Here is a 24,613-nt window from a genome sequence, read left to right as displayed (position 1 = left end):
GCCGTAGGCCGCTCAGTTGTCCACGAGGCGGTCGAACTGGGTGGTCGTGTGGCGCAGGTGGGCGACGAGCTCGTCGCCCACCGTGGGCTCGGGGGCGTCCGCCGGGACGAAGAGGATGGACACCTGCATGTGCGGCGGCTCGGCGAACCACCGCTGCTTGCCCGCCCACACGAAGGGCGACAGGTTGCGGTTGACCGTCGCCAGGCCGGCCCGCGCCACGCCCTTGGCCCGGGGCATCACGCCGTGCAGCGCCTTCGGCGCCTCCAGGCCGACGCCGTGCGAGGTACCGCCGGCCACGACCACCAGGTAGCCGTCCGAGGCGGCCTTCTGCTGGCGGTAGCCGAACCGGTCCCCCTTGGAGACCCGCGTGACGTCCAGGACGGCGCCGCGGTACTCGGTCGCCTCGTGGTCACCGAGCCACAGCCGGGTCCCGATCCGCGCGCGGAAGCGCGTCTGCGGGAACTGCTGCTGCAGCCGCGCGAGTTCGTCCGCCTTGAGGTGGCTGACGAACATGGTGTGCAGCGGCAGGCGGGCGGCCCGCAGACGGTCCATCCACCCGATGACCTCCTCGACGGCGTCCGAGCCGTCGGTGCGGTCCAGGGGGAGGTGGAGCGCGAAGCCCTCCAGGCGGACGTTCTCTATGGCCGCGTGCAGCTGCGAGAGTTCCGCCTCGCTGACGCCGTGGCGCTTCATCGAGGACATCACCTCGATGACCACGCGCGCCCCCACGAGGCCGTAGACCCCGTCCACCGAGGAGACCGACCGGATGACCCGGTCGGGCAGCGGGACGGGCTCCTCGCCGCGGCGGAAGGGCGTCAGGACCAGCAGGTCACCGCCGAACCAGTCCTTGAGCTTGGCCGCCTCGTAGGTGGTGCCGGTGGCGAGGACGTCGGAGCCCAGCCGGGTCGCCTCCTCGGCCAGGCGCTCGTGACCGAAGCCGTAACCGTTCCCCTTGCAGACGGGGACGAGGCCGGGGAACGAATCCTGCACGTGCTTGTGGTGTGCCCGCCAGCGCGCGGAGTCGACGTAGAGCGTGAGCGCCATGGCCGGTCCGGACCCTTTCTCGTGGCTTCGGGTGAAGTGTGGAGCGTCGCGGCCGCCCGCGGCGGCCTCAGCTGACTATGGAAGCAAACACCGCCGAGGTCAGCGGCGCGACATGTAGATGTCGAGAGCCTTGTGGAGCAGCTTGTTGAGCGGGAAGTCCCACTCGCCCAGGTACTCCGCGGCCTGGCCGCCGGTACCCACCTTGAACTGGATGAGGCCGAAGAGGTGGTCCGTCTCGTCGAGCGAGTCGGAGATGCCCCGCAGGTCGTAGACGGTGGCGCCCAGGGCATAGGCGTCCCGGAGCATGCGCCACTGCATGGCGTTGGAGGGGCGGAACTCACGGCCGATGTTGTCGGAGGCGCCGTAGGAGTACCAGACGTGGCCGCCGACGATCAGCATGGTCGCCGCGGAGAGGTTCACCCCGTCCTTGCGGGCGAAGTACAGCCGCATGCGGTTGGGGTCCTCGGCGTTGAGCGCCGTCCACATGCGCTGGAAGTAGGAGAGCGGACGCGGACGGAAGTGGTCGCGGACGGCGGTGATCTCGTAGAGCCGCTGCCACTCCTCCAGGTCCTGGTAACCGCCCTGCACGACCTCCACGCCGGCCTTCTCGGCCTTCTTGATGTTGCGGCGCCAGAGCTGGTTGAAGTTCTTGTGCACGTCCTCCAGCGACCGGTTCTCGAGCGGCACCTGGTAGACGTACCGGGGCTGCACGTCGCCGAAGCCGGCGCCGCCGTCCTCGCCCTGCTGCCAGCCCATGCGGCGCAGCTTGTCGGCGACCTCGAAGGCGCGCGGCTCGATGAAGTCGGGCTCGATGTCCCGCAGCCGCTTCACCTCGGTGTCCTGGATGCCCTTCTTGATGGAGGGGGCGTCCCAGCGGCGGATGATCACCGGCGGGCCCATCTTCACCGAGAAGGCGCCCTGCGCCTTCAGGTGGGCCAGCATGGGCTCCAGCCAGTCGGTGAGGTTGGGGGCGAACCAGTTGATGACCGGGCCTTCGGGCAGGTAGGCCAGGTAGCGCTTGATCTTGGGGAGCTGCCGGTACAGGACCAGACCGGCGCCGACCAGTTCGCCGGTGCGGTCGTCGAACCAGCCGAGGTTCTCCGAGCGCCACTCGGACTTCACATCCGCCCACGCCGGTACCTGCATGTGGCTCGCCGAGGGCAGGCTCTGGATGTATGCCAGATGCTGTTCTCGGCTGATCGTCCTCAGGGTCAGGCTCATTCGGGGCGCTCCTCGGGCTGGCGTGTCCCCACATGTAGGGGCTCCGGCTCTCGCGCCGAAGCCTACTGTGCCAGCCGAACGTACTGACGGACACGTACGGAGTCCGCCCCGGTCCGGGGGCCGGCGGAGCCGGCGCGGACCGGGGCGGACGGGTGGCGGGGGCGGACGGGGAGAATCCGGAGCTGATCCAACGGCTCCGGCGGCTCTACGAGCCGATCCCGCCGAAGAGACCTCCGTGGGACATGCCCAGGAGCAGCCCCAGGGCGCAGGCGCCGAGGCCGACGATCAGTCCGAACCGCTCCCGGGTGGTCGCCGAGATGAACTGGCCGACACCACCCGTGATGACGCCGATCAGCCCCGCCCACGAGGTGAGCAGGTGCAGGTGGTGGAATCCGGCGGTCGCCAGGGCCACCACACCGAGCACCAGCGTGATGCCGAGCAGGGCGTTCACCTTGGGGTGAGGTCTGTGATCGGTGGCGAAGAGGGACCCGTGAATGGTGGGCCGCGGCTGCGAACGCGTTGTCTGTGCCATGAGCACCTCCCGACGGAAGCGGCGCATCCTAGTCGGCGAGTACCCGATATGTGCCGGATCGACGCTGTTCGCGCACGGATTTCAGCCGGAAGCCGGTGTGCGGGTAGTCTGTACCGTCTGCACCGGTGTCTGCCCACGTCAGGAAGGCATCCATCCCGACTGTCAGTGGGGCCCGATACCGTTGCTCACGTAACACCACGCATACAACCCTCCTGCCACGGATCGACCGTGGCCGCTGAGTCCAAAGGAGGTGGGTTCCACATGCGTCACTACGAGGTGATGGTCATCCTCGACCCCGATCTGGAGGAGCGCGCCGTCGCCCCCCTGATCGAGAACTTCCTCTCCGTCGTCCGTGAGGGCAGCGGAAAGGTCGAGAAGGTCGACACCTGGGGCCGTCGTCGTCTCGCGTACGAGATCAAGAAGAAGCCCGAGGGCATCTACTCGGTCATCGACCTGCAGGCCGAGCCTGCGGTCGTCAAGGAGCTCGACCGCCAGATGAACCTGAACGAGTCGGTCCTCCGGACCAAGGTCCTCCGTCCCGAGATGCACTGAGCCTGCCGGCTCGGTCCATCCCGGGAATCGAGTAGCACCACCAGCAACCAGCAGCTAACCCGCTGAGAGGTTCCCCCATGGCAGGCGAGACCGTCATCACGGTCGTCGGCAATCTCGTCGACGACCCCGAGCTGCGCTTCACCGCGTCTGGTGCGCCGGTCGCGAACTTCCGAGTCGCGTCCACCCCCCGCACCTTCGACCGGCAGACCAACGAGTGGAAGGACGGCGAGAGCCTGTTCCTGAGCTGCTCGGTCTGGCGGCAGACGGCGGAGCACGTCGCGGAGTCCCTGACGAAGGGCATGCGCGTGATCGTCCAGGGCCGCCTCAAGCAGCGGTCCTACGACGACAACCAGGGCGTCAGGCGGACGGTCTACGAGCTGGACGTCGAGGAAGTCGGCCCCAGCCTGCGCAGCGCCACGGCCAAGGTCACCAAGGCCGCCGGAGGCGGCGGCGGTGCCCGCGGCGGCCAGGGCGGTTACGGCGGCGGTGGCGGCCAGGGTGGCGGCGGCTGGGGCGGAGGCCCCGGTGGCGGTCAGCAGGGTGGCGGCTCCCAGCCTGCCGACCCGTGGGCGTCCGGCGGTGCTCCCGCCGGCGGCCAGGGCGGCGGCGGCTGGGGCGGCAACCAGGGCGGCTCCGGCGGTGGCTACTCGGACGAGCCCCCCTTCTAGGGCGGACTCGTCACCCACACTTCTTGATCACACAGGAGAATCACCATGGCGAAGCCGCCTGTGCGCAAGCCGAAGAAGAAGGTCTGCGCGTTCTGCAAGGACAAGGTCCAGTACGTGGACTACAAGGACACGAACATGCTGCGGAAGTTCATTTCCGACCGCGGCAAGATCCGTGCCCGCCGGGTGACCGGCAACTGCACGCAGCACCAGCGTGACGTCGCCACGGCCGTGAAGAACAGCCGTGAGATGGCGCTGCTGCCCTACACGTCCACCGCGCGATAAGGGAAGGGTGACCGAAAAATGAAGATCATCCTCACCCACGAGGTCTCTGGCCTCGGCGCTGCCGGCGACGTCGTCGACGTCAAGGACGGCTACGCTCGCAACTACCTGATCCCGCGGAACTTCGCGATCCGCTGGACCAAGGGTGGCGAGAAGGACGTGGCGCAGATCCGCCGCGCCCGCAAGATCCACGAGATCCAGACCATCGAGCAGGCCAACGCCATCAAGGCGCAGCTCGAGGGCACCAAGGTCCGTCTGGCCGTTCGCTCCGGCGACGCCGGTCGTCTCTTCGGCTCCGTCACCCCGGCTGACGTCGCGTCCGCGATCAAGGCTTCCGGTGGCCCCGAGGTCGACAAGCGCCGCATCGAGCTGGGCGCCCCGATCAAGACCCTGGGCTCGCACGAGACCTCGGTGCGTCTGCACCCCGAGGTTGCCGCGAAGGTCAACGTCGAGGTCGTCTCTGCCTGAGCTCCGGCTCAGGTCTGAGCTTTCGGCTCGGCATCACTGAGAAGGGGCGCCCCCCCCCGGGGGGGGCCCGCGGGGGGGTGCGGGGTGTGGTGGCCGCGACGTTAACCGTGGTGGTCGTCCCTGCCTGCGCTCCGCCTCTGGTCTGTGCTTGCGGCTGGCCACCACTGAGAGGGGCCCCCCCCCCGGGGTGCGGCCCTTCTTGGCTGTCCGGTCTGTCCCGTGAGCGGTGTTTCACGTGAAACCGTCCGTACGGTGAGGCCGGTGGACGGCCCGCGGGCGGTGCTCCCTATGTCAGCGGACGGCCCCGGTCACCAGCCAGTGGCCGGACCGCGCACGCCACCACAGCGTCGCCATCCGCACCGCCATCATCAAGGTCATCGCACCCCAGAGCGCGGTGAGGCCCCCGCCCACGGAGGGCACCAGCAGGGCGACGGGCGTGAAGACGGCGAGCGTCGCGATCATGGCCCAGGCCAGGTACGGGCCGTCTCCCGCTCCCATCAGGACCCCGTCAAGCACGAAGACGACCCCGCTCAGTGGTTGCGACACCGCGACGACGATCAGGGCGGGGAGCGCCGCGTCCCACACTGCGGTGTCACCGGTGAACATGGGCAGCAGGAGTGGCCGGGCCAGCACCACCAGAATGCCCAGGGCGATGCCGACGGCGATGCCCCACTCGACCATGCGACGGCAGACCGCCCGGGCGCCGTCGGCGTCACCGGCTCCCAGGTAGCGTCCGATGATGGCCTGCCCGGCGATGGCGATGGCGTCCAGGGCGAAGGCCAGCAAGCTCCACAGGGAGAGCACGATCTGGTGGGCGGCCACGTCCGCGTCGCCCAGCCGTGCGGCGACCGCGGTCGCGATCAGCAGGATGGCGCGGAGGGAAAGGGTGCGGACCAGCAGGGGGGCACCGGCCTGGGCCGAAGCCCGGATGCCTGCTGCGTCCGGGCGGAGCGAGGCTCCGTGGCGACGGGCTCCCCGCACGACCACCACGAGGTAGACGGCCGCCATGCCGCACTGGGCGATCACCGTGCCCCAGGCGGAGCCGGCGATCCCGAGATCCAGGCCGTAGACCAGCAGGACGTTGAGGGCCCCGTTGGCCAGGAAGCCGACGACGGCGACGCGCAGAGGCGTCTTGGTGTCCTGGAGTCCTCGCAGGACGCCGGTAGCCGCCAGGACGATCAGCATCGGCGGAATGCCGAGCGAGGAGATGCGCAGGTACGTCACCGCGTACGGCGCGGCGGTGTCCGAGGCTCCGAACAGGTCGATCAGCGCCGGAGCGGTGGGCAGCACCGCGACGATCACCGCACAGCCCAGCAGGACCGCCAGCCAGATGCCGTCCATGCCTTGGCGTATGGCGGCGCCGAGTTCCCCGGCGCCGACCCGCCGGGCCACCGCTGCCGTCGTGGCATAGGCGAGAAAGACGAAGATGCTGACCGCGGTGGTCAGCAGAGCCGAGGCGACGCCCAGCCCGGCGAGTTGCGCGGTGCCCAGATGCCCGACGATGGCACTGTCCGCGAGGATGAAAAGGGGCTCGGCCACCAGAGCGCCGAAGGCCGGAACAGCCAGCGCGATGATCTCGCGATCGTGTCGCCGTCGGCCCGTACGGCCGGTCGCGGAAGCCTGTGTCATAAGCACCAATCTAATCTTCCACAGGTAAGTGGTGCAATGCGCCTGGGCCTCTTACCCTTGGACTGGCGGCGTGTGTTCTCGCACAGCGTTCCGGTAGATCTTGGCCCGGCGGCCGATTTTTTTCTTCTGCACAACCCGTGGATCGCGTTACCGCAGGTCAGAAAGGTCACGCCGGGAGGGCTGCGGGCTTGTTCACAGCGCTGTCCACCGACTCGTGCACAGGTTTCCGGGGGTTGTCCACAGCATACGGCCGTTCTTCCACATGGCCTGTGGATAACCAGATTGGCTGCAGGTGCCTGCGGGCTTAGCGTGGTGCGGTGCCCGCCCTCTGCGGCATGTGAGATTTCACCACGAAACCGGCGTCCGACGCCGGTGGGGACGAGGGCTGAGGGCAGCTCGATCTGTCAGAGCCGTGCCGTACAACTGAGTGGCACGGCGAGGTCCGCGCGGCGGACGGGAGGAGGGCGCTCGGTGAGCATTTCCGAGCCCTTGGACGACCCCTGGGCCGAGAGCGGTCCCAGTGATCGTCTGCCCGCGTCGCGCCGTCGTGAGGACTCCGGTCAGGGCCGCTCCGGTGGCCGTGGAGGACGTTCCGGCGACGGGAGGTGGGAGGACCAGGAGGTCTCCCCCTTCGAGCGGGTGCCCCCGCAGGACCTCGACGCCGAGCAGTCCGTGCTCGGCGGCATGCTGCTGTCCAAGGACGCCATCGCCGACGTGGTGGAGATCCTCAAGGGCCACGACTTCTACAAGCCCGCCCACGAGCTGATCTACCAGGCGATCCTCGACATCTACGCCAAGGGCGAGCCGGCCGACCCGATCACCATCGCCGCCGAGCTCACCAAGCGCGGCGAGATCAACAAGGTGGGCGGCGCGGCCTACCTGCACACCCTGGTGCAGACGGTCCCCACCGCGGCCAACGCCGAGTACTACGCGGAGATCGTCCACGAGCGCGCGGTGCTGCGGCGCCTGGTCGAGGCCGGCACCCGCATCACCCAGATGGGATACGCGGCCGACGACGACGTCGACGAGATCGTCAACCGTGCCCAGGCCGAGATCTACGCCGTCACCGAGCAGCGCACCAGCGAGGACTACCTCCCGCTCGGCGACATCATGGAGGGCGCGCTCGACGAGATCGAGGCGATCGGCTCCCGCAGCGGGGAGATGACCGGTGTGCCGACCGGCTTCACCGACTTCGACGCCCTGACCAACGGCCTGCACCCCGGCCAGATGATCGTCATCGCGGCGCGTCCCGCGATGGGTAAGTCGACCCTGGCGCTGGACTTCGCCCGCGCGGCGTCGATCAAGAACCAGCTGCCGAGCGTCATCTTCTCCCTCGAGATGGGGCGCAACGAGATCGCCATGCGCCTGCTCTCCGCCGAGGCGCGGGTGGCGCTGCACCACATGCGCTCCGGCACCATGACCGACGACGACTGGACGCGTCTCGCGCGCCGGATGCCCGACGTCTCCGCCGCGCCCCTCTACATCGACGACTCCCCCAACCTGTCGATGATGGAGATCCGGGCCAAGTGCCGCCGCCTCAAGCAGCGCAACGACATCAAGCTGGTCGTCATCGACTACCTCCAGCTGATGCAGTCCGGAGGCTCCAAGCGCGCCGAGAACCGCCAGCAGGAGGTCTCGGACATGTCCCGTAACCTCAAGCTGCTGGCCAAGGAGCTGGAGATCCCGGTCATCGCGCTCTCCCAGCTGAACCGAGGCCCCGAGCAGCGCACCGACAAGAAGCCGATGGTCTCCGACCTGCGTGAGTCCGGCTCCATCGAGCAGGACGCCGACATGGTCATCCTGCTCCACCGCGAGGACGCCTACGAGAAGGAGTCACCGCGCGCCGGCGAGGCCGACCTGATCGTGGCCAAGCACCGTAACGGCCCGACGGCCACCATCACCGTGGCCTTCCAGGGCCACTACTCGCGCTTCGTGGACATGGCACAGAGCTGACCGGCACCGCGAGGTCCGGCCTTCACGGCACGGTCCCGGGCAGCCGAGTCACGTGCCCGGCGCTCAGCGCCTCGTCTCGTACCGGGTCAGGACCACACCGCAGGGCAGTGTGCGCGTCTCCACCAGGTTCAGGTTCACCCAGCTGTCCAGCGCGGTGAAGAACGGCGTGCCGCCGCCCACCAGGACCGGCGCGGTGGCCAGCACGTACTCGTCGATCAGCCCGGCCCGCATGGCCGCCGCGGCGAGCGCCGCGCCGCCGATGTCCATCGGGCCGCCGTCCTCGGCCTTGAGCCGGGCGATCTCGGCGACCGCGTCTCCGGTGACCAGACGGGTGTTCCAGTCGACCTCGTCGATCGTCGAGGAGAACACCACCTTCGCCATGTCCCGCCAGCGGCGCCCGAACTCGATCTCCGCCGGCGTGGAGTCGGGCCGCTGGTCGGCGGTCGGCCAGTACGGGGCCATCATGTGCCACAGCTTGCGCCCGTACAGCGACAGCTCGGTCGCCCGCAGCTGGTCGGACCAGAATTGGAAGAGCTCGTCGCTCGGCACGCTCCAGCCGATGTCGTCACCGGGCGCGGCGATGTAGCCGTCCAGGGACACGTTCATGCCGTAGATCAGTTTCCGCATGGTGCCAGCCTTCCGTGGATCGGGACCACGTGTACGGACCGACGCGGCACGGGAAACTCATCGGTGCTCCCCGCGCTCGCGTGTGGTCCACGCGCGCCGGCTCCCCCGTGGCGCGTCGGCGCCGGGCCGCCGGTCAGAACCGGTGGCCGCCGGTCACGTCGGTCAGAACCAGTGCAGGCAGTGCGGCGTGCGTTCGGCGCGGAAGAGCGCGTCGGCGAGCTCGGCGGCGCCCGGACGGTGGGCCCTGATGTGCCCGGCCCGCACCAGCGTGCTCGGCAGGGTCCCGCCGAGGTAGACCGAGCCCAGGTCGCTGACGTCCAGCGAGAGGTCGGGCTCCCGGTCGGTCGGGGCGCAGTCGGCCTTCCCTTCCTGGACGGTCAGCCGGTAGCTGCCGTGCTCACCGAGCCACGGGTCGTCGACCTCGAGGACGAGCTCGCCTTCCCCCGACCAGCCCCGGGCGGTCAGCGCACGCGGGATGTCGAGCAGCCGCACCCACAGCCAGTCCGTGCTGTCCCCCAGCTCGCCGGCCCGGTAGTCGGTGAGCTGCCAGCGCAGCGGATGACCGGGCGGGAGGTGCTTGAAGATCACCTTCTCGACCAGGTCGTGCTCGAGCAGGAACCGGGCCAGGGCACTGAAGGCCGCGTCGTCCACGGCGATCGTCTCGTCCACCGTCAAGGTCCTGTCCTTGTCGACGGAGTAGCTGGCGTACCCGTCGGCCACGCCGTCGGCGTCACGATGGACGGCGATGTAGCGAGGGGCCCGCGCGATCGGCGGCTGACCCGCGCCCAGGCTCCACCAGCGGTGCGGGCGCGACAGGGCGCCGGGCTGTGTGCGGCGGTACCGGTCGTAGACCTCCTCCAGGAGGTCGCCGCACTCGGCCCGCCGCAGCACCTCGACCGAACCGGCGCGGGCCGCGGCCTCGTCGGCGGCCTCCCCCGCGCGCGGCTCTGCGAGCGCCGCCCGGTGGCGATCGACCGTCATCCTCTGCGTGTAGGTCGCCGGGCCGTAGCCGAAGCGCCGGTAGATCACCGCCTCGGAGGACAGCAGCACCGACAGGATCTCGCCCTGTTCGCGCAGGTCGGCGAGCTGGCGCCGCATCATGGCGCTGAGCACGCCCTGCCGTCGGTGCGTGGGCAGGACGCCCACCGCGGTCACACCGGGCGCCGGGACCAGGGCGCCTCCGGGCAGCGTGAGGTCGAAGGAGTACGCGCCGGCGGTGCCGACGGGGCGCCCGTCCTCCGTGACGGCGAGCAGCGAGCGGTCCATGTCGAACGCCGACCACCAGGCGCCGTCACCCTCGGCAGGGGTCTCACGCTCCATGGCGAACGCGGTGTGGGTCGTGTCGACGAAGACGTCGAAGTCCTGCTCGGTCGTGGAACGGATCTCCATCGCTGGCTGTGCCTCCCCGGTGTCCGGCGCCACGGTCGTGTGGGCCCGCCACAGTGCAACGTGACGACAGGTCCAGGTCAAACCATTTACCGCCGGACCGGAACACGGTCGCCCAGGCCCGACCAGGTCTGATGCACTGAGGTCATGACGACACCTCAGGATGAGAACGCCCTCCTGCCCGCCACCAGGCGCGCCCTGCTGCACCGCATCGCGGTCGCCCAGTCCGAGGGACGCACGCCGTCGCTCACCGCGGCGGTCGCCCGGGGCGGCGAGATCGTATGGACCGGTGCGCGGACCTCGGTGGACGGGCACGCACCCGACGGCGACGTCCAGTACCGGATCGGGTCGATCACCAAGACCTTCGTCGCCGTCCTGGTGATGCGGCTGCGCGACGAGGGACGGCTCTCGCTCCAGGACCCCCTGGAGAAGCACCTTCCCGGCACGTCGGCGGGCGAGGCCACCATCGCCCAGCTGCTGGCCCACACCGCGGGCCTGGCCGCCGAGTCGCCCGCGCCCTGGTGGGAGCGGACACCGGGCTCGCTGCGCCCCGAACTGTCCGACGTGCTCGGCGACAACCCCGGGCTCCATCCGGGCGGGCGCAGGTTCCACTACTCCAACCCCGGTTACACGCTGCTGGGCGCGCTGGTGGAGGAGCTGCGGCAGGAACCGTGGGACCAGGCGCTGCGCCATGAGGTGCTGGAACCGCTCGGCCTGCACCGCACCGGCCCGGACCCGGTGGCCCCGTCCGCCGGCGGCTGGGCCGTCCATCCGTGGGCCGACGTCCTGCTCCCCGAACAGGTCGAGGACCTGGGCCGGATGGCGCCCGCGGGGCAGCTCTGGTCGACCACCACCGACCTGGCACGCTTCGCCGTCTTCCTGGCCCGCGGTGACGACCGGGTACTGAGCGCGGCCTCGCTGGCCGAGATGCGGACCCCCGCCGCGCCGCCGGAGCCGGGCGACCTGGCGTCCGGGTACGGCTACGGGCTGGGCATGCAGATCCAGTACTGGGGCGAACGTCAGGTGGTCGGCCACTCCGGATCGGTTCCCGGCTACCTGGCCAACCTGTCCCTGTCCGTCGCGGACGACGTGGCCGCGGTGGTCCTCGTCAACAGCACCTCCGGGGTCCCCATCGCGACGCTGGGCGCCGACCTGGTGCGCATCGTCGGGGACGCGGAACCCCGCATCCCCGAGCCGTGGCGCCCTCTGCCGGACGTCGACCCGGAGACGCTCGCGCTGACCGGTCCCTGGTACTGGGGGACCCAGGCCTTCGTCCTGCGCCTGACCCCGGACGGCGGCCTCTCGCTCGATCCGCTGGCGGCCAACGGCCCCCGCAGGTCGCGCTTCAGGGCAGCCGGGGACGGCGCCTGGACCGGCCTGGAGGGTTACTACGCGGGGGAGACCCTGCGGGCCGTCCGGCGCTCCGACGGGACCGTGAGCCACCTGGACCTCGGGTCGTTCGTCTTCACCCGCATCCCCTACGACCCCGCCGCCCCCGTGCCGGGCGGTGTGGACGAGGGCGGCTGGCGAGGCCTGAAGCAGGAGGGCTGAAGCAGGGAGGGCTGACCACCTTCCCGGGCCACGACCGGCCCGGGAAGCCCACCAGGCCGGCGTTCACAGCTGGAGCTTGAAACCGAGGTGGGAGGCGGTGAAGCCGAGACGCTCGTAGAACCTGCGGGCGTCGGTCCGGGTGGCGTCGGAGGTCAGCTGCACCAGTCCGCACCCCTGCCGCCCGGACTCCTCGATCGCCCACCGGATGAGCTGCGTGCCCAGCCCGCTGCCGCGTTCGTCGGAGTGGACCCGCACGCCCTCGATGACCGACCGGGTGGTGCCGCGGCGCGAGAGGCCGGGGATCACGGTCAGCTGGAGGGTCCCGACGACCGTGCCGGAACACTCGGCCACCATCAGGTGCTGGTGGGGGTCTGCCGCCAGCCGCTCGAAGGCCACCAGGTAGGGGTCCAGGTCATCAGGGGTCTCGCGGAGCGCGCCCAAGGGGTCGTCCGCGTACAGGGCGACGAGGGCGGGGACGTCGTCCACCTGTGCAGGGCGTATCGAAAGATCACTCATGACCGCACCCTAGGCGTGCCGCGTGCGGTGCGGAGCCCTGCCCCACCAGACCGGCGGCGGGTGGTTCACACCAGATCGGCGGCGTGCAGCGCGCGGACGCCCTCGATGTTGCCGTCCAGGTAGTGCCGCAGCGAGAGCGGTACGAGATGGACGGAGGCGATCCCGACGCGGGTGAAGGGCACGCGCACGATCTCGTACTCCCCAGCAGGGGCCTCCACCTCGGGACCGTGACGGAGGGAGGGATCCATCGACTCCAGCCGGCAGACGAAGAAGTGCTGGATCTTGACGCCGGTGGACGCCTCGTCGGGGCCGATGTGCTCCACGGTGTCCACGAAGCAGGGGATGACGCCGGAGATCTTGGCGCCGAGCTCTTCGTGCACCTCGCGGTGGAGCGCCTCGACGACCGTGGCGTCCTCGGGCTCCACACCACCGCCCGGGGTGACCCAGTACGGATCGACACCGGGCTTGGTGCGCTTGATCAGGATGAGGTCGTCGCCGTCCAGGAGGACGGCTCGGGCGGTGCGCTTGACCACGGGGCGGACGGTCATGGGGGAAATCTGGCCCGCGATGTTCCACGTGAAACATCGCCCGGGCCCATTCGCGCCTGTGGGCCGCGTCCTCAGCACCACGCGGTGGCGGCCTGATGCAGGAGCTCCTGTGCCCGGCCGATGTGCGGAAGGCCGAGTGTGCCGGTGCGCGTCACCAGGAAGTACGTCCGCAGCGGAGGCACATCGGGTTCGTACGGGACGACCAGCGAGCCCCGCTCCAGGGCGGTGGCGCACAGGTAGCGCGGCAGGACGGCGAGGCCGGCGCCGCGCTCGGCGCAGGCGAGGACCGCCCGCAGGTCCGGCACCACCACGGCTCCCGAGGCCGCCGCGGGGACGGCGTCGAAGACCGCGGCCCAGTAGCGCGAGACGAACGGCAGCGACTCGTGGACCTCGACCACGGGGAGCAGGTCCAGCCGGGCCCGGAGGTCCGCGGGCCGGTGCCGGCGGCCCGAGCCCGCCCCGGCCGTCAGTCCCGGGGCCGCCACCAGGACGTGCTCCTCGTCGCACAGCGGGGTGGAGTGCAGCAGTGAACCGCGAGGGCGGGCCGTGGTGACGGAGAGGTCGTAGTGCCCGGCAGCGAGCCCTTCCAGGACCTCCTCGTCGTTGCCGAAGGAGGCGCGCAGCGGCTGCGCCAGGCCTTTGTCGTCGGTGAGGCCGACCAGGGCGGGCAGGACGCGCTCGGCCAGGAACTCAGGAGGCCCCGACAGGTGGAGGGTGCGCGGTGCGCCGTCGTCGCCTCCGGCCTCCGCTATCTCCACCAGTGCGTCCAGGTGGGGAGCGGCCCGGTGGGCCAGCTCGTCGCCGATGCTGGTGGGCACGACCCCGCGTGCCCTTCTCAGGAAGAGCGGGCGGCCGAGCTGGCGCTCCAGAGCGCGGATCTGGGAGGTGACAGCGGGCTGGGAGAGGCCGAGCAGAGCGGCGGCGCGGGTGAAGGACCCGGCTCGGTGCACCGCCACGAAGGTGCGGAGCAAGGCCAGATCCATGGACGCCCCCTCGGCTTCCCCGGGCGGTACCGGCCGCCGTCGGCGGCCGGTCGGCCGCGTCCCACTATAAATATGTCGATAGGTCTCTGTCGCTCCCGTGATTGGACACTGACACAGAGTCAACTAGCCTTGGTCGCGCGGTGCGACCGGGTGGTCGCACGGCGGGCAGGCGGCCCGGTCCGAGCCACGAGGGGGGAGGCTCGGACCGGGCCCTTCGCACTCGGGGGCGGAGCTCCCCGGTCAGTGTCCGGCGGTCGTGCCCGCCGCCTTGTCGAGGGCCCGCAGCACGTCGGCCAGCAGGTCGTCCGGGTCCTCGGCGCCCACCGAGAGGCGGATGAAGCCCTCCGCCACCGCGTCCCCGCCCCAGCGTCCCCGCCGCTCGGCGCTGGAGCGCACCCCGCCGAAACTGGTGGCCTCGTCGACGAGACGCAGCGACTCCAGGAACCGCTCGGCGTGCTCGCGGCCGGGGAGGGTGAAGGAGACCACGCTGCCGAAGCGGCGCATCTGCCGCGAGGCCACGGCGTGGGACGGGTCGTCCGGGAGGCCGGGGTAGCGCAGGTCGCCCACCTCGGGCCGGTCCTTGAGGGCCCGGGCCAGGGTGAGGGCGGTGGCGGCCTGCCGGTCCACCCGCATCTGCAGGGTGGAGATCGAGCGGTGGGCCAGCCAGGCCTCCATCGGACCCGCGATCACTCCGGCGATCTTCCGCCAGCGTCGCACCGCGTCCATGGCCTCGCCGCGGGCGCCGGTCACGTAGCCGAGCAGCACGTCGCCGTGGCCGGTCAGCTGCTTGGTCCCGCTGGCCACCGAGAAGTCGGCGCCCAGTTCCAGCGGCCGCTGGCCGAGCGGGGTGGCCAGCGTGTTGTCGACGGCTACCAGGATGCCCCGGGCGTGCGCCTCCTCGGCGAGCCGGCGCACGTCACAGACGTCCAGGCCGGGGTTGGAGGGTGTCTCGATCCACAGCAGCCGGGCGCCGTCGAGCACCTCGAGCTGCGCGGCGCCACCGGTCGGGGCGGTGCGGACCTCGACGCCGAAGGCCTCGAGCTGGGCCCGGACCAGGGGGAACACCTGGTAGCCGTCGCTGGGCAGGACCACCGTGTCGCCGGAGCGCAGCTGCGAGAACAGCACCGCGGAGATCGCGCCCATGCCGGAGGGGAAGACCAGCGTCTCCACGTCCTCACGGCCGGGAGCCTCGAGCTCGCCGATGGCGTTCTCCAGCAGGGTCCAGGTGGGGTTCTCGTCCCGGCCGTAGGTGTACGGACCGGTGGGTTCGCCCGGCAGGTGGAAGTGGGCGGCGAACACCGGGCCGGGGAGGGTCGGCTCGTACTTCACCGGTTCCGGCAGGCCGGCGCGGACCGCCCGGGTGCCGTCACCGGTCGTGGAGTGCGTCGTGCCCGTGCCGTCGGCCTCGGCGCCCTGTCCTGGGGTGTGCGCGGCGGAGTCGTTCATACGGCCCGTCCTTCCTGGTGCTCACGTCCGGTGGCGGCCGGCAGGCCCGCCACCCCCACTGTCTCAGGGCGGTCGGCCGGCCGGACGGACGGGTGGCCGAATGGGCAGGTCAGGGACGTGCCGTCGTCTCACGAGGCGGACGGCCGCGGTCTGCGGCGGATCGGGACGGCCCAGGCGGCGCGGGACGGCCCAGGCGGCCCGGGGGCGTTGGGCGGCCCGGGTCGTCCCGGAGCGCGGTCAGTCCTCCTCGGGGAGGATCAGGTTGAGGGCCCAGGAGACCACCGAGATGACCAGACCGCCCAGGACCGCGGTCCAGAACCCCTCGACGTGGAAGCTCAGGTCGAGCTTCCCGGCGATCCAGGAGGTGAGCAGCAGCATCAGGGCGTTGACCACCAGCGTGATCAGACCGAGGGTGAGAATGAAGAGCGGGAGCGTCAGCAGCTTGACGACCGGCTTCACCAGCAGGTTGACCAGGCCGAAGATCAGGGCCACCAGGATCAGTGTCCAGGCCTTCTTGCCGGTGCTGCCGCCCTCGAGGCTGATGTTGTCGATCAGCCACACGGCCACCGCCAGGGCTCCCGCGTTGGCGAGCGTCTTGACTAGGAAATTCATCATGTGTCTGATCGTGGCAGAAGAGATCGACGGTGGTCCTGGACTCAAGGGGCGAGCGGGGCGATGAAAGCTTTCCGGCTGGAAGAACTCGAGGCGGAACGGGCCGCCAACGACGGCGCGTATCTGCAGTTCCTGCGCGAACGGCACATGTCGGTCGGGCTCTACGCGCTGGACGCCGGCACGCAGGATCCGCAGCAGCCGCACCACCAGGACGAGGTGTACTTCGTGGTGAGCGGACGCGGCTGGCTCACCGTGGGGACCGAGACCACCGAGGTGGCGCGCGGCAGCGTGGTCTACGTGCCGGCCGGGGTCCCGCACAAATTCCACCACATCAGCGAGGACCTCAGGGTGATGGTCGTCTTCTCCCCGCCGGAGGGGTGACGGGGGCTGCGGCCGAGGGTCGCGGGGCCGCGTCCCCTAGGGGTGCGGTCAGGGGGGAACGGGGGTGCCCGGAGCCCCTGCAGGCTCCTTCGCGCGCCTAGCATCGATGATGTGGCGCCCGAGACGCGGCGCCCGACTCGCAGAGGGAAAAGGGGCTGGGCGATGCGTGAGATCCTCGCGGACGTGCCGTGGTGGGTGAAGTGGGTGGCGATCCCGGTGATCGCGCTGGTGGTCTTCGGCGGCTTCCTGCTGAGCCTGCTCGGTTTCCTGGTGCACCTGCTGTTCAAGGTGCTGCTGTTCGTGGCGCTGGTGGGAGGTCTGATCTTCCTGGTGCGGAAGTTCACCGGCCACTCCTCCTCGTCCTCCGACGGGAAGTGGTGAGCGCGCCCGGCGCGCAAGGGGCGGATCCCTCGTGAGAGGGAAGCTTCGCCCGCGGGGTGTATGCGGCAGGTGACGGACCGTTAGAGTCCGGAACTCGACGTGGGGGAGCCAGAGCCCCCGCGGGCGGCCTGCACATCCCCCGTGTTTCCCCGGCACGGGCAGCCCCTCGCGCTCCGGGAGTGACCCTTGGCCACGGCCGACACCGCGTCCGCCTCGCGACGCGCCCCATCGGTGCCAGTCCAGCCCACCCAGGCGGGCCACGTGCCCGCCGGCTCCGCGAGGGAGCGCCCGGGCAGAGGCAGAGCGGCCGAGGGCGCCGGAAGACCGCGCCAGGGCCAGCCGGCGACGCTGATCGGATCGGTCCAGCGGGCGATGCGGCTGCTGGAGACCGTGGCCGCGCACGAACAGGGCGCGCCGGCGAAACAACTGGCCCGGCAGGCGGGGCTCGCGCTGCCGACCACCTACCACCTGTTGCGCACCCTCGTGCACGAGGGCTATCTGCGGCGCGACAGCGGCCTCTTCCACCTCGGGGACGCCGCCGAGCGGCTGAGCCGCAGACTGGCACGGCAGAAACGTCGCGGCGCGGTCACCGAGGCGCTGGCCCACTGGCACGACGCCGTGGGAGCACCGCTGTACTGCGCCCGCTACCGCGACGGGGAGATCGAGGTCGTCGGCGTCGCGGACTCCGAGGAGAGCCCGGCGGTCGACGAGTGGGCCGACTTCCGGGCCACCGGGCACGCGCACGCCATCGGGCAGTGCCTGCTCTCCCAGCTCGACGAGGACGCCCGCCGGGACCACCTGGCCCGCTACCCGGTGCAGCGGCTGACCCCGTACACCGTCGAGGACGAGCGCGTCCTGCTGCGGCGTTTGGCGGCCTGCCGCCATGGGGAGCCAGTGATCGAGCATCAGGAGTACGTCCTGGGCACGGTGTGCGCGGCGATCCCCATCCGGATCGGCACCCTCGTCGCCACGGTGGCCGTCTCCCTCCCCGCCCAGCAGGCCGACGGCCTGCTCCCGGCGGCCCGCCGGCTGCAGGCCGAGATCGGGCGCCAACCCGGTGTCCTGGCCCTGTCTTTCAGTATCTGAAAAATCACTCCTTGTGATTCGCCGTGTACGTTCAGCAAGATGGCGCGCAGGGTCAGCAGGATGAGTCCCGGACAACCCGAGGACAAAAGACGGGGTAGGCGATGCGCGAGTCGGTGCAGGCAGAGGTCATGATGAACTTTCTCGTCTCGGACGAGCTCTCGTTCCGCATTCCGGTCGAGCTGCGCTACGAGACCTCTGATCCGTTCGCCGTGCGACTGACCTTTCACCTTCCTGGTGACGCGCCGGTGACCTGGGCCTTCGGCCGGGAGCTGCTGATCGACGGGGTGGGGCGGCCCTGCGGGGACGGTGACGTCAGAGTGTCACCGGCCGACCCCGACATGCTGGGCGAGGTGCTGATCCGGCTCCAGGTGGGCCGCGACCAGGCGCTGTTCCGCTCCGGCGCCGCTCCGCTGGTGGCGTTCCTGGACCGGACGGACAAGCTGGTCCCGCTCGGTCAGGAGGGCGCGCTGGCCGACTTCGACGCCCACCTCGACGAGGCGCTGGACCGCATCCTGGCCGAGGAACAGAGCGCCGGCTGATCTGCCCGCCGTGGCCGGCCCCGCTCCCCTGAAGGAACGCTTCGGCCCGGCGGCGGCAGCCCGGGCGGCCCTGACCGCCTCCCGGGCACCGGCAGCCCGCGCCGCACCTCCGACGCGGATGTCGTGCCCGGTGAGGTCAGCGGCGGCGGCGACGCCCTCGGTTGGCGCGGCTCCGCCCGGCCGCCTGAGGGGCGCCTCGGCCGTCGGGGCCGGGGCGGTCGGCGGCGACCACCAGGGCGGCCAGCGCGGTGGTCACCGGCACCGAGGCCACCAGGCCGATGGAACCGATCAGGGTGCGCACGATCTCCTGGGCGACCAACTCGCTGTTGGCGACGGAGCCCACGCTGCTCTGGGCGATCGAGAAGAGCAGCAGCAGCGGCAGCGCGGCGCCCGCGTAGGCGAGCACCAGGGTGTTGACCACCGAGGCGATGTGGTCCCGGCCGATGCGCAGACCGGCGCGGTAGAGGCCGCGCGGGCCCAGCGAGGGGTTGGCCTCGTGGAGCTCCCAGACCGCCGAGGTCTGGGTGACGGTCACGTCGTCCAGGACGCCCAGCGAGCCGATGATGATCCCGGCCAGCAGCAGGCCGCTCATGTCGATCTGCGGATACAGGCCGTGGATCAGGCCGGTGTTGTCGTCGGTGTTGCCGGTCAGGACGGCCCAGTCGATGAAGACCGAGCCCAGCACGCCGATCAGCAGCAGCGACACCAGGGTGCCCAGCACCGCCACCGAGGTCCTGGCCGACAGGCCGTGGCACAGGTAGAGCGCGATCAGCATGATGGCGCTGGATCCGACCACCGCGACCACCAACGGGTTCGAACCCTGGAGGATGGCGGGCAGGATGAACAGGGTGAGCACCAGGAAGCTCACCGCCAGCGCGATCAGCGCCATCAGGCCCCGCAGCCGGCCCACGACCACCACGGCCACCGCGAAGATGCCCGCCAACAGGGCGAGCGGGAACTTCCGGTTCATGTCCATGACCGAGTACTGCAGTTCCTTCGGCGCGGACGGCTCGTAGGCGGCGATCACCGAGTCGCCCTCGGCCAACTGCCGGGACTGGTCCTTCTGGACCAGTTCGGTGAAGGTGCGGCCCTTGTCCTTCCCGGTGTCGATCCGCACCGTGGCCAGGGAGCACTCCTGGTCCTTCTTGCTCTGCTGTCCGCAGGAGGTCTTCTCGACGCGGGTGACGGTGGCCTGCTCGGTGTGCCGGTCGAATCCCACGCCGGAGCGCTCGTGGCCGGGCGCCCCGCCCGGCCACAGGACCAGCAGACCGACGGCGACGGCGGCGGCGAACGGCACCAGGACGGCGGTGATGATCCTCCGCAGGCGCCGGGAGGCCGGTGCGGCCGGCCCGTGCGCGTGACTGTGCCCGTGTCCGCCGCCGGAGCCGTGGTCGTGTCCCCCGCCGGAGCCGGAGCCGGAGCCGGATCCGGGGCCGTCGTCGGACCCGTGTCCGCCGCCGGAGCCGGACCCTCCGCCGGAGCCAGATCCGTGGCCGTGTCCGCCGGTGTCGTCCCCCGAGCCGTGCCCGTAGCCGGAGCCCTGGCCCGCCCCGTAGCCGGAGCCCTGGCCCGCCCCGTAGCCGGAGCCCTGGCCCGTCCCGGCTCCGTACCCGTCGCCCGACCCTTCGTCGTACCCGCGGCCCGGTCCGTCGCCGTACCCGCGACCAGGCCCGGTTCCCCGTCCCGGCCCCGTGCCGGGAGCGGATCCGCGGGCGGGCGGTGGGCCGTAGCCGGGTGGCGGACCGTAGGCGGCACCGGGGCCATGACCGGGACCGGCGCCGTGCGCGTGACCGTGCGGCAGGCGAGGGCCGTTGGGGGAACGCGGCGGTTCGGGAGGCGGTTGCATGGTGCTCACGGACAGATCATCCCAAGAGTGACAGAGGCCTACTGTTCACCGCGCCCGGCGAGACGCTAGCGTGGGGTCACCTTTGCACACGCGGGAGCTCGGAGCACCGGGCTGAGAGGACGCTGACGTCCGCACCGCCCCCGGAACGGGGCGGGCAGACGATGTTTCACGGGAAACATCGTCACGGAGACCGCTGCGTCGACCGCCGAACCTGTTACCGGGTAATGCCGGCGTAGGGAGTAGGTCTCATGACCGACAAGGACGCACGCACGCCTGCTCGTTGGCACAAGAGCTATGTCGAGGGCTCGCGCTCCGACATCCGCGTGCCGATGCGGCAGGTCCACCTCACCAATGGCCGTTCGGTGTCGCTGTACGACACCTCCGGCCCGTACACCGACCCCGCGGCGGCCACCGACGTCCGCCGGGGCCTGCCGTCACTGCGGCAGAACTGGATCGTCGCCCGGGGGGACACCGAGGAGTATCCCGGCCGTCCGGTCCGGCCCGAGGACGACGGAATCCGCCACACCTCGCCGCGCGGCGGGCTGCGGAACCTGGACGCGGTGTTCCCCGGGGCGCCGCGGCTTCCGCGCCGCGGCCGGGACGGCCGTCCGGTCACCCAGCTCGCCTACGCGCAGCGCGGCGAGATCACGCCCGAGATGGAGTTCGTCGCCCTCCGGGAGAACGTCGCCCCCGAAGTGGTGCGCGAGGAGATCGCGGCGGGCCGGGCGGTGCTGCCCGCCAACGTGAACCACCCGGAGATCGAGCCGATGATCATCGGCAAGCGGTTCCTGGTGAAGGTCAACGCCAACATCGGCAATTCGGCGGTGACCTCCTCCATCGAGGAGGAGGTGGAGAAGATGACCTGGGCGACCCGCTGGGGCGCCGACACGGTCATGGACCTCTCCACGGGCCGCAACATCCACACCACGCGGGAGTGGGTGCTGCGCAACTCGCCCGTCCCGATCGGCACCGTGCCGCTCTACCAGGCGCTGGAGAAGGTGGAGGGCCGGGCCGAGGAGCTGACCTGGGAGATCTACCGGGACACGGTGATCGAACAGGCCGAGCAGGGCGTGGACTACATGACGGTGCACGCCGGGGTCCGGCTGGCCTACGTGCCGCTGACGGCCGGCCGCAAGACGGGCATCGTCTCGCGCGGCGGGTCCATCATGGCCGCCTGGTGCCTGGCCCACCACCGGGAGAGCTTCCTCTACGAGCACTTCGAGGAGCTGAGCGAGATCCTCGCGGCGTACGACGTCACCTACTCGTTGGGCGACGGTCTGCGCCCGGGATCGATCGCCGACGCCAACGACGAGGCGCAGTTCGCCGAGTTGCGCACCCTCGGGGAACTCGGCCGCATCGCCAGGCGGTGCGGTGTGCAGACGATGATCGAGGGCCCGGGACACGTCCCGATGCACAAGATCAAGGAGAACATCGACCTTCAGCAGGAGATCTGCGACGAGGCGCCGTTCTACACCCTGGGTCCGCTGACCACGGACATCGCTCCGGGCTACGACCACATCACCTCCGGGATCGGCGCGGCGATGATCGCATGGTGGGGCACGGCGATGCTCTGCTACGTGACGCCCAAGGAGCACCTGGGCCTCCCCGACCGCGACGACGTCAAGACGGGCGTGATCACCTACAAGATCGCCGCCCACGCCGCGGACCTGGCCAAGGGACACCCGGGCGCCCAGGAATGGGACGACGCGCTCTCCGACGCCCGGTTCGAGTTCCGGTGGGAGGACCAGTTCGACCTCTCCCTGGACCCGGTCACGGCACGGGAGTTCCACGACGAGACGCTCCCGGCCGAGCCGGCGAAGACGGCGCACTTCTGCTCCATGTGCGGGCCGAAGTTCTGCTCGATGCGGATCAGCCGGGACATCAACGAGCGGTTCGGCGGTGACGCGGCGACGGGTTCGCCGTTGGAGATCGCCGAGGGGATGCTGCAGAAGTCCAAGGAGTTCGCGGCACGCGGTAACCAGGTCTACGTGCCGTTGACCGAGCGTCCCGGGCAGCTGGAGACCGCGGCGGACTGACCGCGGGCCGGTGCGGCGGCGGGTCACGCCGGCCGGGCGCCTGTGCGCGCCGGGCCGGCGTGGCCGCTTTCCGTCACGTGTTGCGGCGGTCCGGGCTGGAGAAGTCGGGGCTGCTGTAGCCCGGGCTGCTGAAGCGCGGGCTGGTCATCCGGCCCGGTTCCCGACGGGCACCGGGCCGGACGTCCTGGTCACCCGGCGCGGGCAGCGGTCCGCCCGCCGGGGCGACCCGGGAGGCCGAGGCCGACGCCTTCTCCAGGAAGGGCTGGAGGCCGAACTCGCGCAGAGCCTCCAGCCACTCCAGACGGGCCCGCTCCAGATCCGCGTCCTGCGGGTGCCGGGGCTCCACGTGGTAGGCCCGGGCGCCGTTGCGCAGGGCGGTGACCAGCAGTCCGGCCGCGGCGGTCAGCAGTCCGCCCGCGGCCAGCGCCCCGAACACCCAGCCGGCGGTCAACAGGGTCCGCGCCATGGCCGGTTCCGGCGTGACCATCTTCAGCACGTAGCCGATCAGCAGCAGCACGACCGCCGACGCTCCCGCCAGCAGGGGAGCCAGCACGACGGCCACCGCGCCCGCGCCGGGACCGGAGGCGTCGGCCTCCCGTGTCACGGCGCTCTCCGCGGTGTCGGAATCCGGCTCCCCGGCCGAGTCGGCCAGGCGCCGCAGGCCGTCGCGGAGGTCGAGGTAGTGGCCGTACTCGACGGCCGCCGCCTGGGCGATCTCGTCCGCGCGGGCCAGGGCGTGCGTGCGCAGCTGCTCGGTGTTCGGCCGCCCGGTGAGAACCGCCGGGTCGTTCTCGCGCGGGGTCGAGCGCAGAACCTCGTCCAGGGCTCGCTCGAAATCGGGGCGGTCCTCGTTCCGCAGGTGCTGCGGGTGGCTGGTCATGTGCATCCCCCGATGCTCCGTAGGGCTGTGGCTCGGCATGCCGACGAGCCGTCTGGCTGGGACGGAGGGGAGCCTGCTACGGATAGTCCGATGGTAGTGCCGTGGCGGCGGGTGATGACAAGGGGAATTCCGGGAGTTTCCCGGTTTCCTGCCGGATCCGCGCCGGATCCGGCAGGAAATGCGACGTATGAACTCCCGTGATGCGGACGGGAGTTGATCACTGCGCGTGATCAGGAGCCGAGGGCCGGCGGCGGGTGCGCCGGGTCAGGCGACGGGCAGGCGCCGCACCAGGAGGGTGCCGGCCATGGTGACGCCGCCGTCCATGGCGACGGCCAGACCGTCGGCGTAGATGTGCGGCCCGTCGATCGGGGAGCGTCCCGAGCCTGACGCGCCGTCCTCCGAGCCCGCCTCGCCCGTGAGGTACGGGATCGGGCTGTGGCCGTGGACGATCCGGGTGCCGCCGTAGGCGTCGAGGAGCTCGCGGGCGGCGTCCACACCGCCGTCGCGGAAGGCGAACCGCTTGGTGAACTTGCGGAAGAGGTCCCACACCTCGTCCGGGTCGTTGCGGGTCAGCGTCTCCCGGACGGTGTCGTTGACCTCCTCGATGGAGGCGCCGAACTCCAGGTACGCGGTGGTGTCGGAGTGCACCAGCAGGTGCCCGTCGACCTCCTCCATGGCGGCGAGCCGCGACATCCACTGCAGGTGGTGGTCGCGCAGACGCTCCATGTCCGCCTTCTGGCCGCCGTTGAGCAGCCAGGCGGCCTGGAAGGTGGCGGTGCCCGCGCTGGAGTTGACGGGCGTGTCGGCGTACCGCTTGGCGCCGAGCAGGAGGAGCTCGTGGTTGCCGAGCAGCGCCTTGCAGTAGCCGCCCGCGGCCGCGGCCTCGGCCGACAGCCGCATCACGAGGTCGATCACGCCGATCCCGTCGGGGCCCCGGTCGGTGAAGTCGCCGAGGAACCACAGCCGGGTGTTGCCGGCCGACCATTCGCCGTTCGCGTCGACGATGCCCTGCTCGCGCAGCGCGTCGAGGAGTTCGTCGAGGTAGCCGTGGACGTCGCCGACGACGTAGAGCGGGCCGGGAGCGGGCTGCCCCGCGGTCGTCGCCTCCGAGGGACCGGCGGCGGGGGACGGGATGAGCTGCAGCGTGTCGCCGCGGCGGATCACCGGGAGGTCCCGCTCGGTCGGGGTGTACTCGGCGGCGTCGTGACCGGGGATGTCCTCGGGCGGCACCGAACCGGGGTGCGGCTCCGCCGGGGGCTCGCCGTGCGCGGCGGAGGCCGGCGGCACGGGAGCGGGAGGGATCACCGCCGCTGTGTGCGGAACGGGTTCGTGGACGTATGCGGGCACCCGGAAGTCGCGCAGCGTCGCCGTACGCTCCACCTCGGGTCCCCGACCGGCCCCCTGAGTCATCGACCCCTCCACCATCGCGCCGCGTCTGCACCGCATCGG

Annotated in this window: 25 protein-coding genes and 1 riboswitch; of the genes, 11 read left to right on the top strand and 14 right to left on the bottom strand. The window is 71.1% G+C overall.

Going from position 1 to position 24,613, the window contains the following annotated elements; all coding sequences use genetic code 11:
• Positions 1 to 12: 12 nt before the first annotated feature.
• From ACFRAV_RS10205 to ACFRAV_RS10195, 3 genes are all read right to left on the bottom strand, one after another.
• Positions 13 to 1,044, bottom strand: coding sequence for an alanine racemase (locus ACFRAV_RS10205; RefSeq protein ID WP_351113753.1), 1,032 nt, complete (start codon positions 1,042 to 1,044; stop codon positions 13 to 15).
• Between the two features lie 99 nt (positions 1,045 to 1,143).
• Entirely contained in the window at positions 1,144 to 2,265 is a 1,122-nt protein-coding gene (locus ACFRAV_RS10200; protein WP_382553390.1) for a lipid II:glycine glycyltransferase FemX, read from the bottom strand.
• Positions 2,266 to 2,470: 205 nt separating this feature from the next.
• The gene (locus tag ACFRAV_RS10195; RefSeq protein WP_382553387.1) at positions 2,471 to 2,797 is read right to left on the bottom strand and encodes a hypothetical protein; all 327 of its coding nucleotides are present in this window, start codon (positions 2,795 to 2,797) and stop codon (positions 2,471 to 2,473) included.
• A 261-nt stretch (positions 2,798 to 3,058) separates the two neighbouring features.
• On the opposite strand from ACFRAV_RS10195, the gene rpsF reads away from it, so the two are divergent.
• The 4 genes from rpsF (at position 3,059) to rplI (ending at position 4,764) form a co-directional block, all read left to right on the top strand.
• On the top strand, positions 3,059 to 3,349 hold the full coding sequence (rpsF, locus tag ACFRAV_RS10190; protein ID WP_351113756.1) for a 30S ribosomal protein S6: 291 nt from the start codon (positions 3,059 to 3,061) through the stop codon (positions 3,347 to 3,349).
• A 77-nt stretch (positions 3,350 to 3,426) separates the two neighbouring features.
• On the top strand, positions 3,427 to 4,017 hold the full coding sequence (locus ACFRAV_RS10185; RefSeq protein WP_108956423.1) for a single-stranded DNA-binding protein: 591 nt from the start codon (positions 3,427 to 3,429) through the stop codon (positions 4,015 to 4,017).
• Between the two features lie 45 nt (positions 4,018 to 4,062).
• Complete coding sequence (gene rpsR, locus ACFRAV_RS10180; RefSeq protein WP_006381652.1) at positions 4,063 to 4,299, top strand: 30S ribosomal protein S18; 237 nt, start codon at positions 4,063 to 4,065, stop codon at positions 4,297 to 4,299.
• Positions 4,300 to 4,317: 18 nt separating this feature from the next.
• A complete protein-coding gene (rplI, locus tag ACFRAV_RS10175) occupies positions 4,318 to 4,764 on the top strand; it encodes a 50S ribosomal protein L9 (protein ID WP_351113758.1) in 447 nt (148 codons plus the stop codon).
• Positions 4,765 to 5,055: 291 nt separating this feature from the next.
• On the opposite strand, the gene ACFRAV_RS10170 is transcribed toward rplI, so the two are convergent.
• Positions 5,056 to 6,402 (bottom strand): MATE family efflux transporter, encoded by a 1,347-nt coding sequence (locus ACFRAV_RS10170; protein ID WP_382553385.1) that lies wholly within the window; start codon positions 6,400 to 6,402, stop codon positions 5,056 to 5,058.
• A 462-nt stretch (positions 6,403 to 6,864) separates the two neighbouring features.
• On the opposite strand from ACFRAV_RS10170, the gene dnaB reads away from it, so the two are divergent.
• On the top strand, positions 6,865 to 8,346 hold the full coding sequence (gene dnaB / locus ACFRAV_RS10165; RefSeq protein WP_382553382.1) for a replicative DNA helicase: 1,482 nt from the start codon (positions 6,865 to 6,867) through the stop codon (positions 8,344 to 8,346).
• 63 nt (positions 8,347 to 8,409) lie between these two features.
• Here the strand turns inward: dnaB and ACFRAV_RS10160 are convergent, their stop codons facing one another.
• Together ACFRAV_RS10160 and ACFRAV_RS10155 are read right to left on the bottom strand one after the other, a co-directional pair.
• Complete coding sequence (locus ACFRAV_RS10160; RefSeq protein ID WP_382553379.1) at positions 8,410 to 8,973, bottom strand: dihydrofolate reductase family protein; 564 nt, start codon at positions 8,971 to 8,973, stop codon at positions 8,410 to 8,412.
• Positions 8,974 to 9,135: 162 nt separating this feature from the next.
• Positions 9,136 to 10,362, bottom strand: a complete 1,227-nt coding sequence (locus ACFRAV_RS10155; RefSeq protein WP_382553377.1) for a GNAT family N-acetyltransferase — start codon at positions 10,360 to 10,362, stop codon at positions 9,136 to 9,138.
• Positions 10,363 to 10,506: 144 nt separating this feature from the next.
• Between ACFRAV_RS10155 and ACFRAV_RS10150 the strand changes: the two genes are divergently transcribed.
• The gene (locus tag ACFRAV_RS10150; RefSeq protein WP_382553376.1) at positions 10,507 to 11,910 is read left to right on the top strand and encodes a serine hydrolase domain-containing protein; all 1,404 of its coding nucleotides are present in this window, start codon (positions 10,507 to 10,509) and stop codon (positions 11,908 to 11,910) included.
• Positions 11,911 to 11,973: 63 nt separating this feature from the next.
• Here ACFRAV_RS10150 and ACFRAV_RS10145 read toward each other — a convergent pair whose 3' ends face one another.
• From ACFRAV_RS10145 to ACFRAV_RS10125, 5 genes are all read right to left on the bottom strand, one after another.
• Positions 11,974 to 12,426: a GNAT family N-acetyltransferase gene (locus ACFRAV_RS10145; RefSeq protein ID WP_382553373.1), complete on the bottom strand. Its 453-nt coding sequence runs from the start codon at positions 12,424 to 12,426 to the stop codon at positions 11,974 to 11,976.
• 65 nt (positions 12,427 to 12,491) lie between these two features.
• The gene (locus ACFRAV_RS10140) at positions 12,492 to 12,974 is read right to left on the bottom strand and encodes an NUDIX domain-containing protein (protein ID WP_382553372.1); all 483 of its coding nucleotides are present in this window, start codon (positions 12,972 to 12,974) and stop codon (positions 12,492 to 12,494) included.
• A gap of 71 nt (positions 12,975 to 13,045) precedes the next feature.
• Positions 13,046 to 13,957 (bottom strand): LysR family transcriptional regulator, encoded by a 912-nt coding sequence (locus ACFRAV_RS10135; protein ID WP_382553370.1) that lies wholly within the window; start codon positions 13,955 to 13,957, stop codon positions 13,046 to 13,048.
• Between the two features lie 240 nt (positions 13,958 to 14,197).
• Positions 14,198 to 15,403: a cystathionine gamma-lyase gene (locus ACFRAV_RS10130; RefSeq protein ID WP_382553368.1), complete on the bottom strand. Its 1,206-nt coding sequence runs from the start codon at positions 15,401 to 15,403 to the stop codon at positions 14,198 to 14,200.
• Between the two features lie 237 nt (positions 15,404 to 15,640).
• A complete protein-coding gene (locus ACFRAV_RS10125; RefSeq protein WP_382553366.1) occupies positions 15,641 to 16,018 on the bottom strand; it encodes a phage holin family protein in 378 nt (125 codons plus the stop codon).
• A gap of 60 nt (positions 16,019 to 16,078) precedes the next feature.
• Here ACFRAV_RS10125 and ACFRAV_RS10120 point away from each other — a divergent pair, with 60 nt between their 5' ends.
• From ACFRAV_RS10120 to ACFRAV_RS10105, 4 genes are all read left to right on the top strand, one after another.
• A complete protein-coding gene (locus ACFRAV_RS10120; RefSeq protein ID WP_382553364.1) occupies positions 16,079 to 16,396 on the top strand; it encodes a cupin domain-containing protein in 318 nt (105 codons plus the stop codon).
• Between the two features lie 162 nt (positions 16,397 to 16,558).
• Entirely contained in the window at positions 16,559 to 16,777 is a 219-nt protein-coding gene (locus tag ACFRAV_RS10115; RefSeq protein ID WP_382553361.1) for a DUF5326 family protein, read from the top strand.
• Positions 16,778 to 16,963: 186 nt separating this feature from the next.
• The gene (locus ACFRAV_RS10110) at positions 16,964 to 17,863 is read left to right on the top strand and encodes an IclR family transcriptional regulator (RefSeq protein ID WP_382553359.1); all 900 of its coding nucleotides are present in this window, start codon (positions 16,964 to 16,966) and stop codon (positions 17,861 to 17,863) included.
• 101 nt (positions 17,864 to 17,964) lie between these two features.
• Complete coding sequence (locus tag ACFRAV_RS10105; RefSeq protein WP_108956397.1) at positions 17,965 to 18,402, top strand: SsgA family sporulation/cell division regulator; 438 nt, start codon at positions 17,965 to 17,967, stop codon at positions 18,400 to 18,402.
• Positions 18,403 to 18,538: 136 nt separating this feature from the next.
• Here ACFRAV_RS10105 and ACFRAV_RS10100 read toward each other — a convergent pair whose 3' ends face one another.
• Positions 18,539 to 20,248 (bottom strand): YibE/F family protein, encoded by a 1,710-nt coding sequence (locus tag ACFRAV_RS10100; RefSeq protein WP_382553449.1) that lies wholly within the window; start codon positions 20,246 to 20,248, stop codon positions 18,539 to 18,541.
• 80 nt (positions 20,249 to 20,328) lie between these two features.
• Positions 20,329 to 20,504: riboswitch (TPP riboswitch) on the top strand.
• Here ACFRAV_RS10100 and thiC point away from each other — a divergent pair.
• Positions 20,497 to 22,284: a phosphomethylpyrimidine synthase ThiC gene (gene thiC / locus ACFRAV_RS10095; protein ID WP_382553356.1), complete on the top strand. Its 1,788-nt coding sequence runs from the start codon at positions 20,497 to 20,499 to the stop codon at positions 22,282 to 22,284. Its footprint overlaps the riboswitch before it by 8 nt.
• A 73-nt stretch (positions 22,285 to 22,357) precedes the next feature.
• Here the strand turns inward: thiC and ACFRAV_RS10090 are convergent, their stop codons facing one another.
• Together ACFRAV_RS10090 and ACFRAV_RS10085 are read right to left on the bottom strand one after the other, a co-directional pair.
• Positions 22,358 to 23,170 (bottom strand): hypothetical protein, encoded by an 813-nt coding sequence (locus tag ACFRAV_RS10090; RefSeq protein WP_382553355.1) that lies wholly within the window; start codon positions 23,168 to 23,170, stop codon positions 22,358 to 22,360.
• Between the two features lie 258 nt (positions 23,171 to 23,428).
• Positions 23,429 to 24,589, bottom strand: a complete 1,161-nt coding sequence (locus ACFRAV_RS10085) for a metallophosphoesterase (protein WP_382553447.1) — start codon at positions 24,587 to 24,589, stop codon at positions 23,429 to 23,431.
• Positions 24,590 to 24,613 lie beyond the last annotated feature (24 nt).

This window comes from Streptomyces sp. NPDC056600 (assembly GCF_042792855.1).
GTDB lineage: Bacteria > Actinomycetota > Actinomycetes > Streptomycetales > Streptomycetaceae > Streptomyces.
Note: the sequence above shows the minus strand (reverse complement) of the source record. Positions and strands in the feature narration are given on the sequence as shown.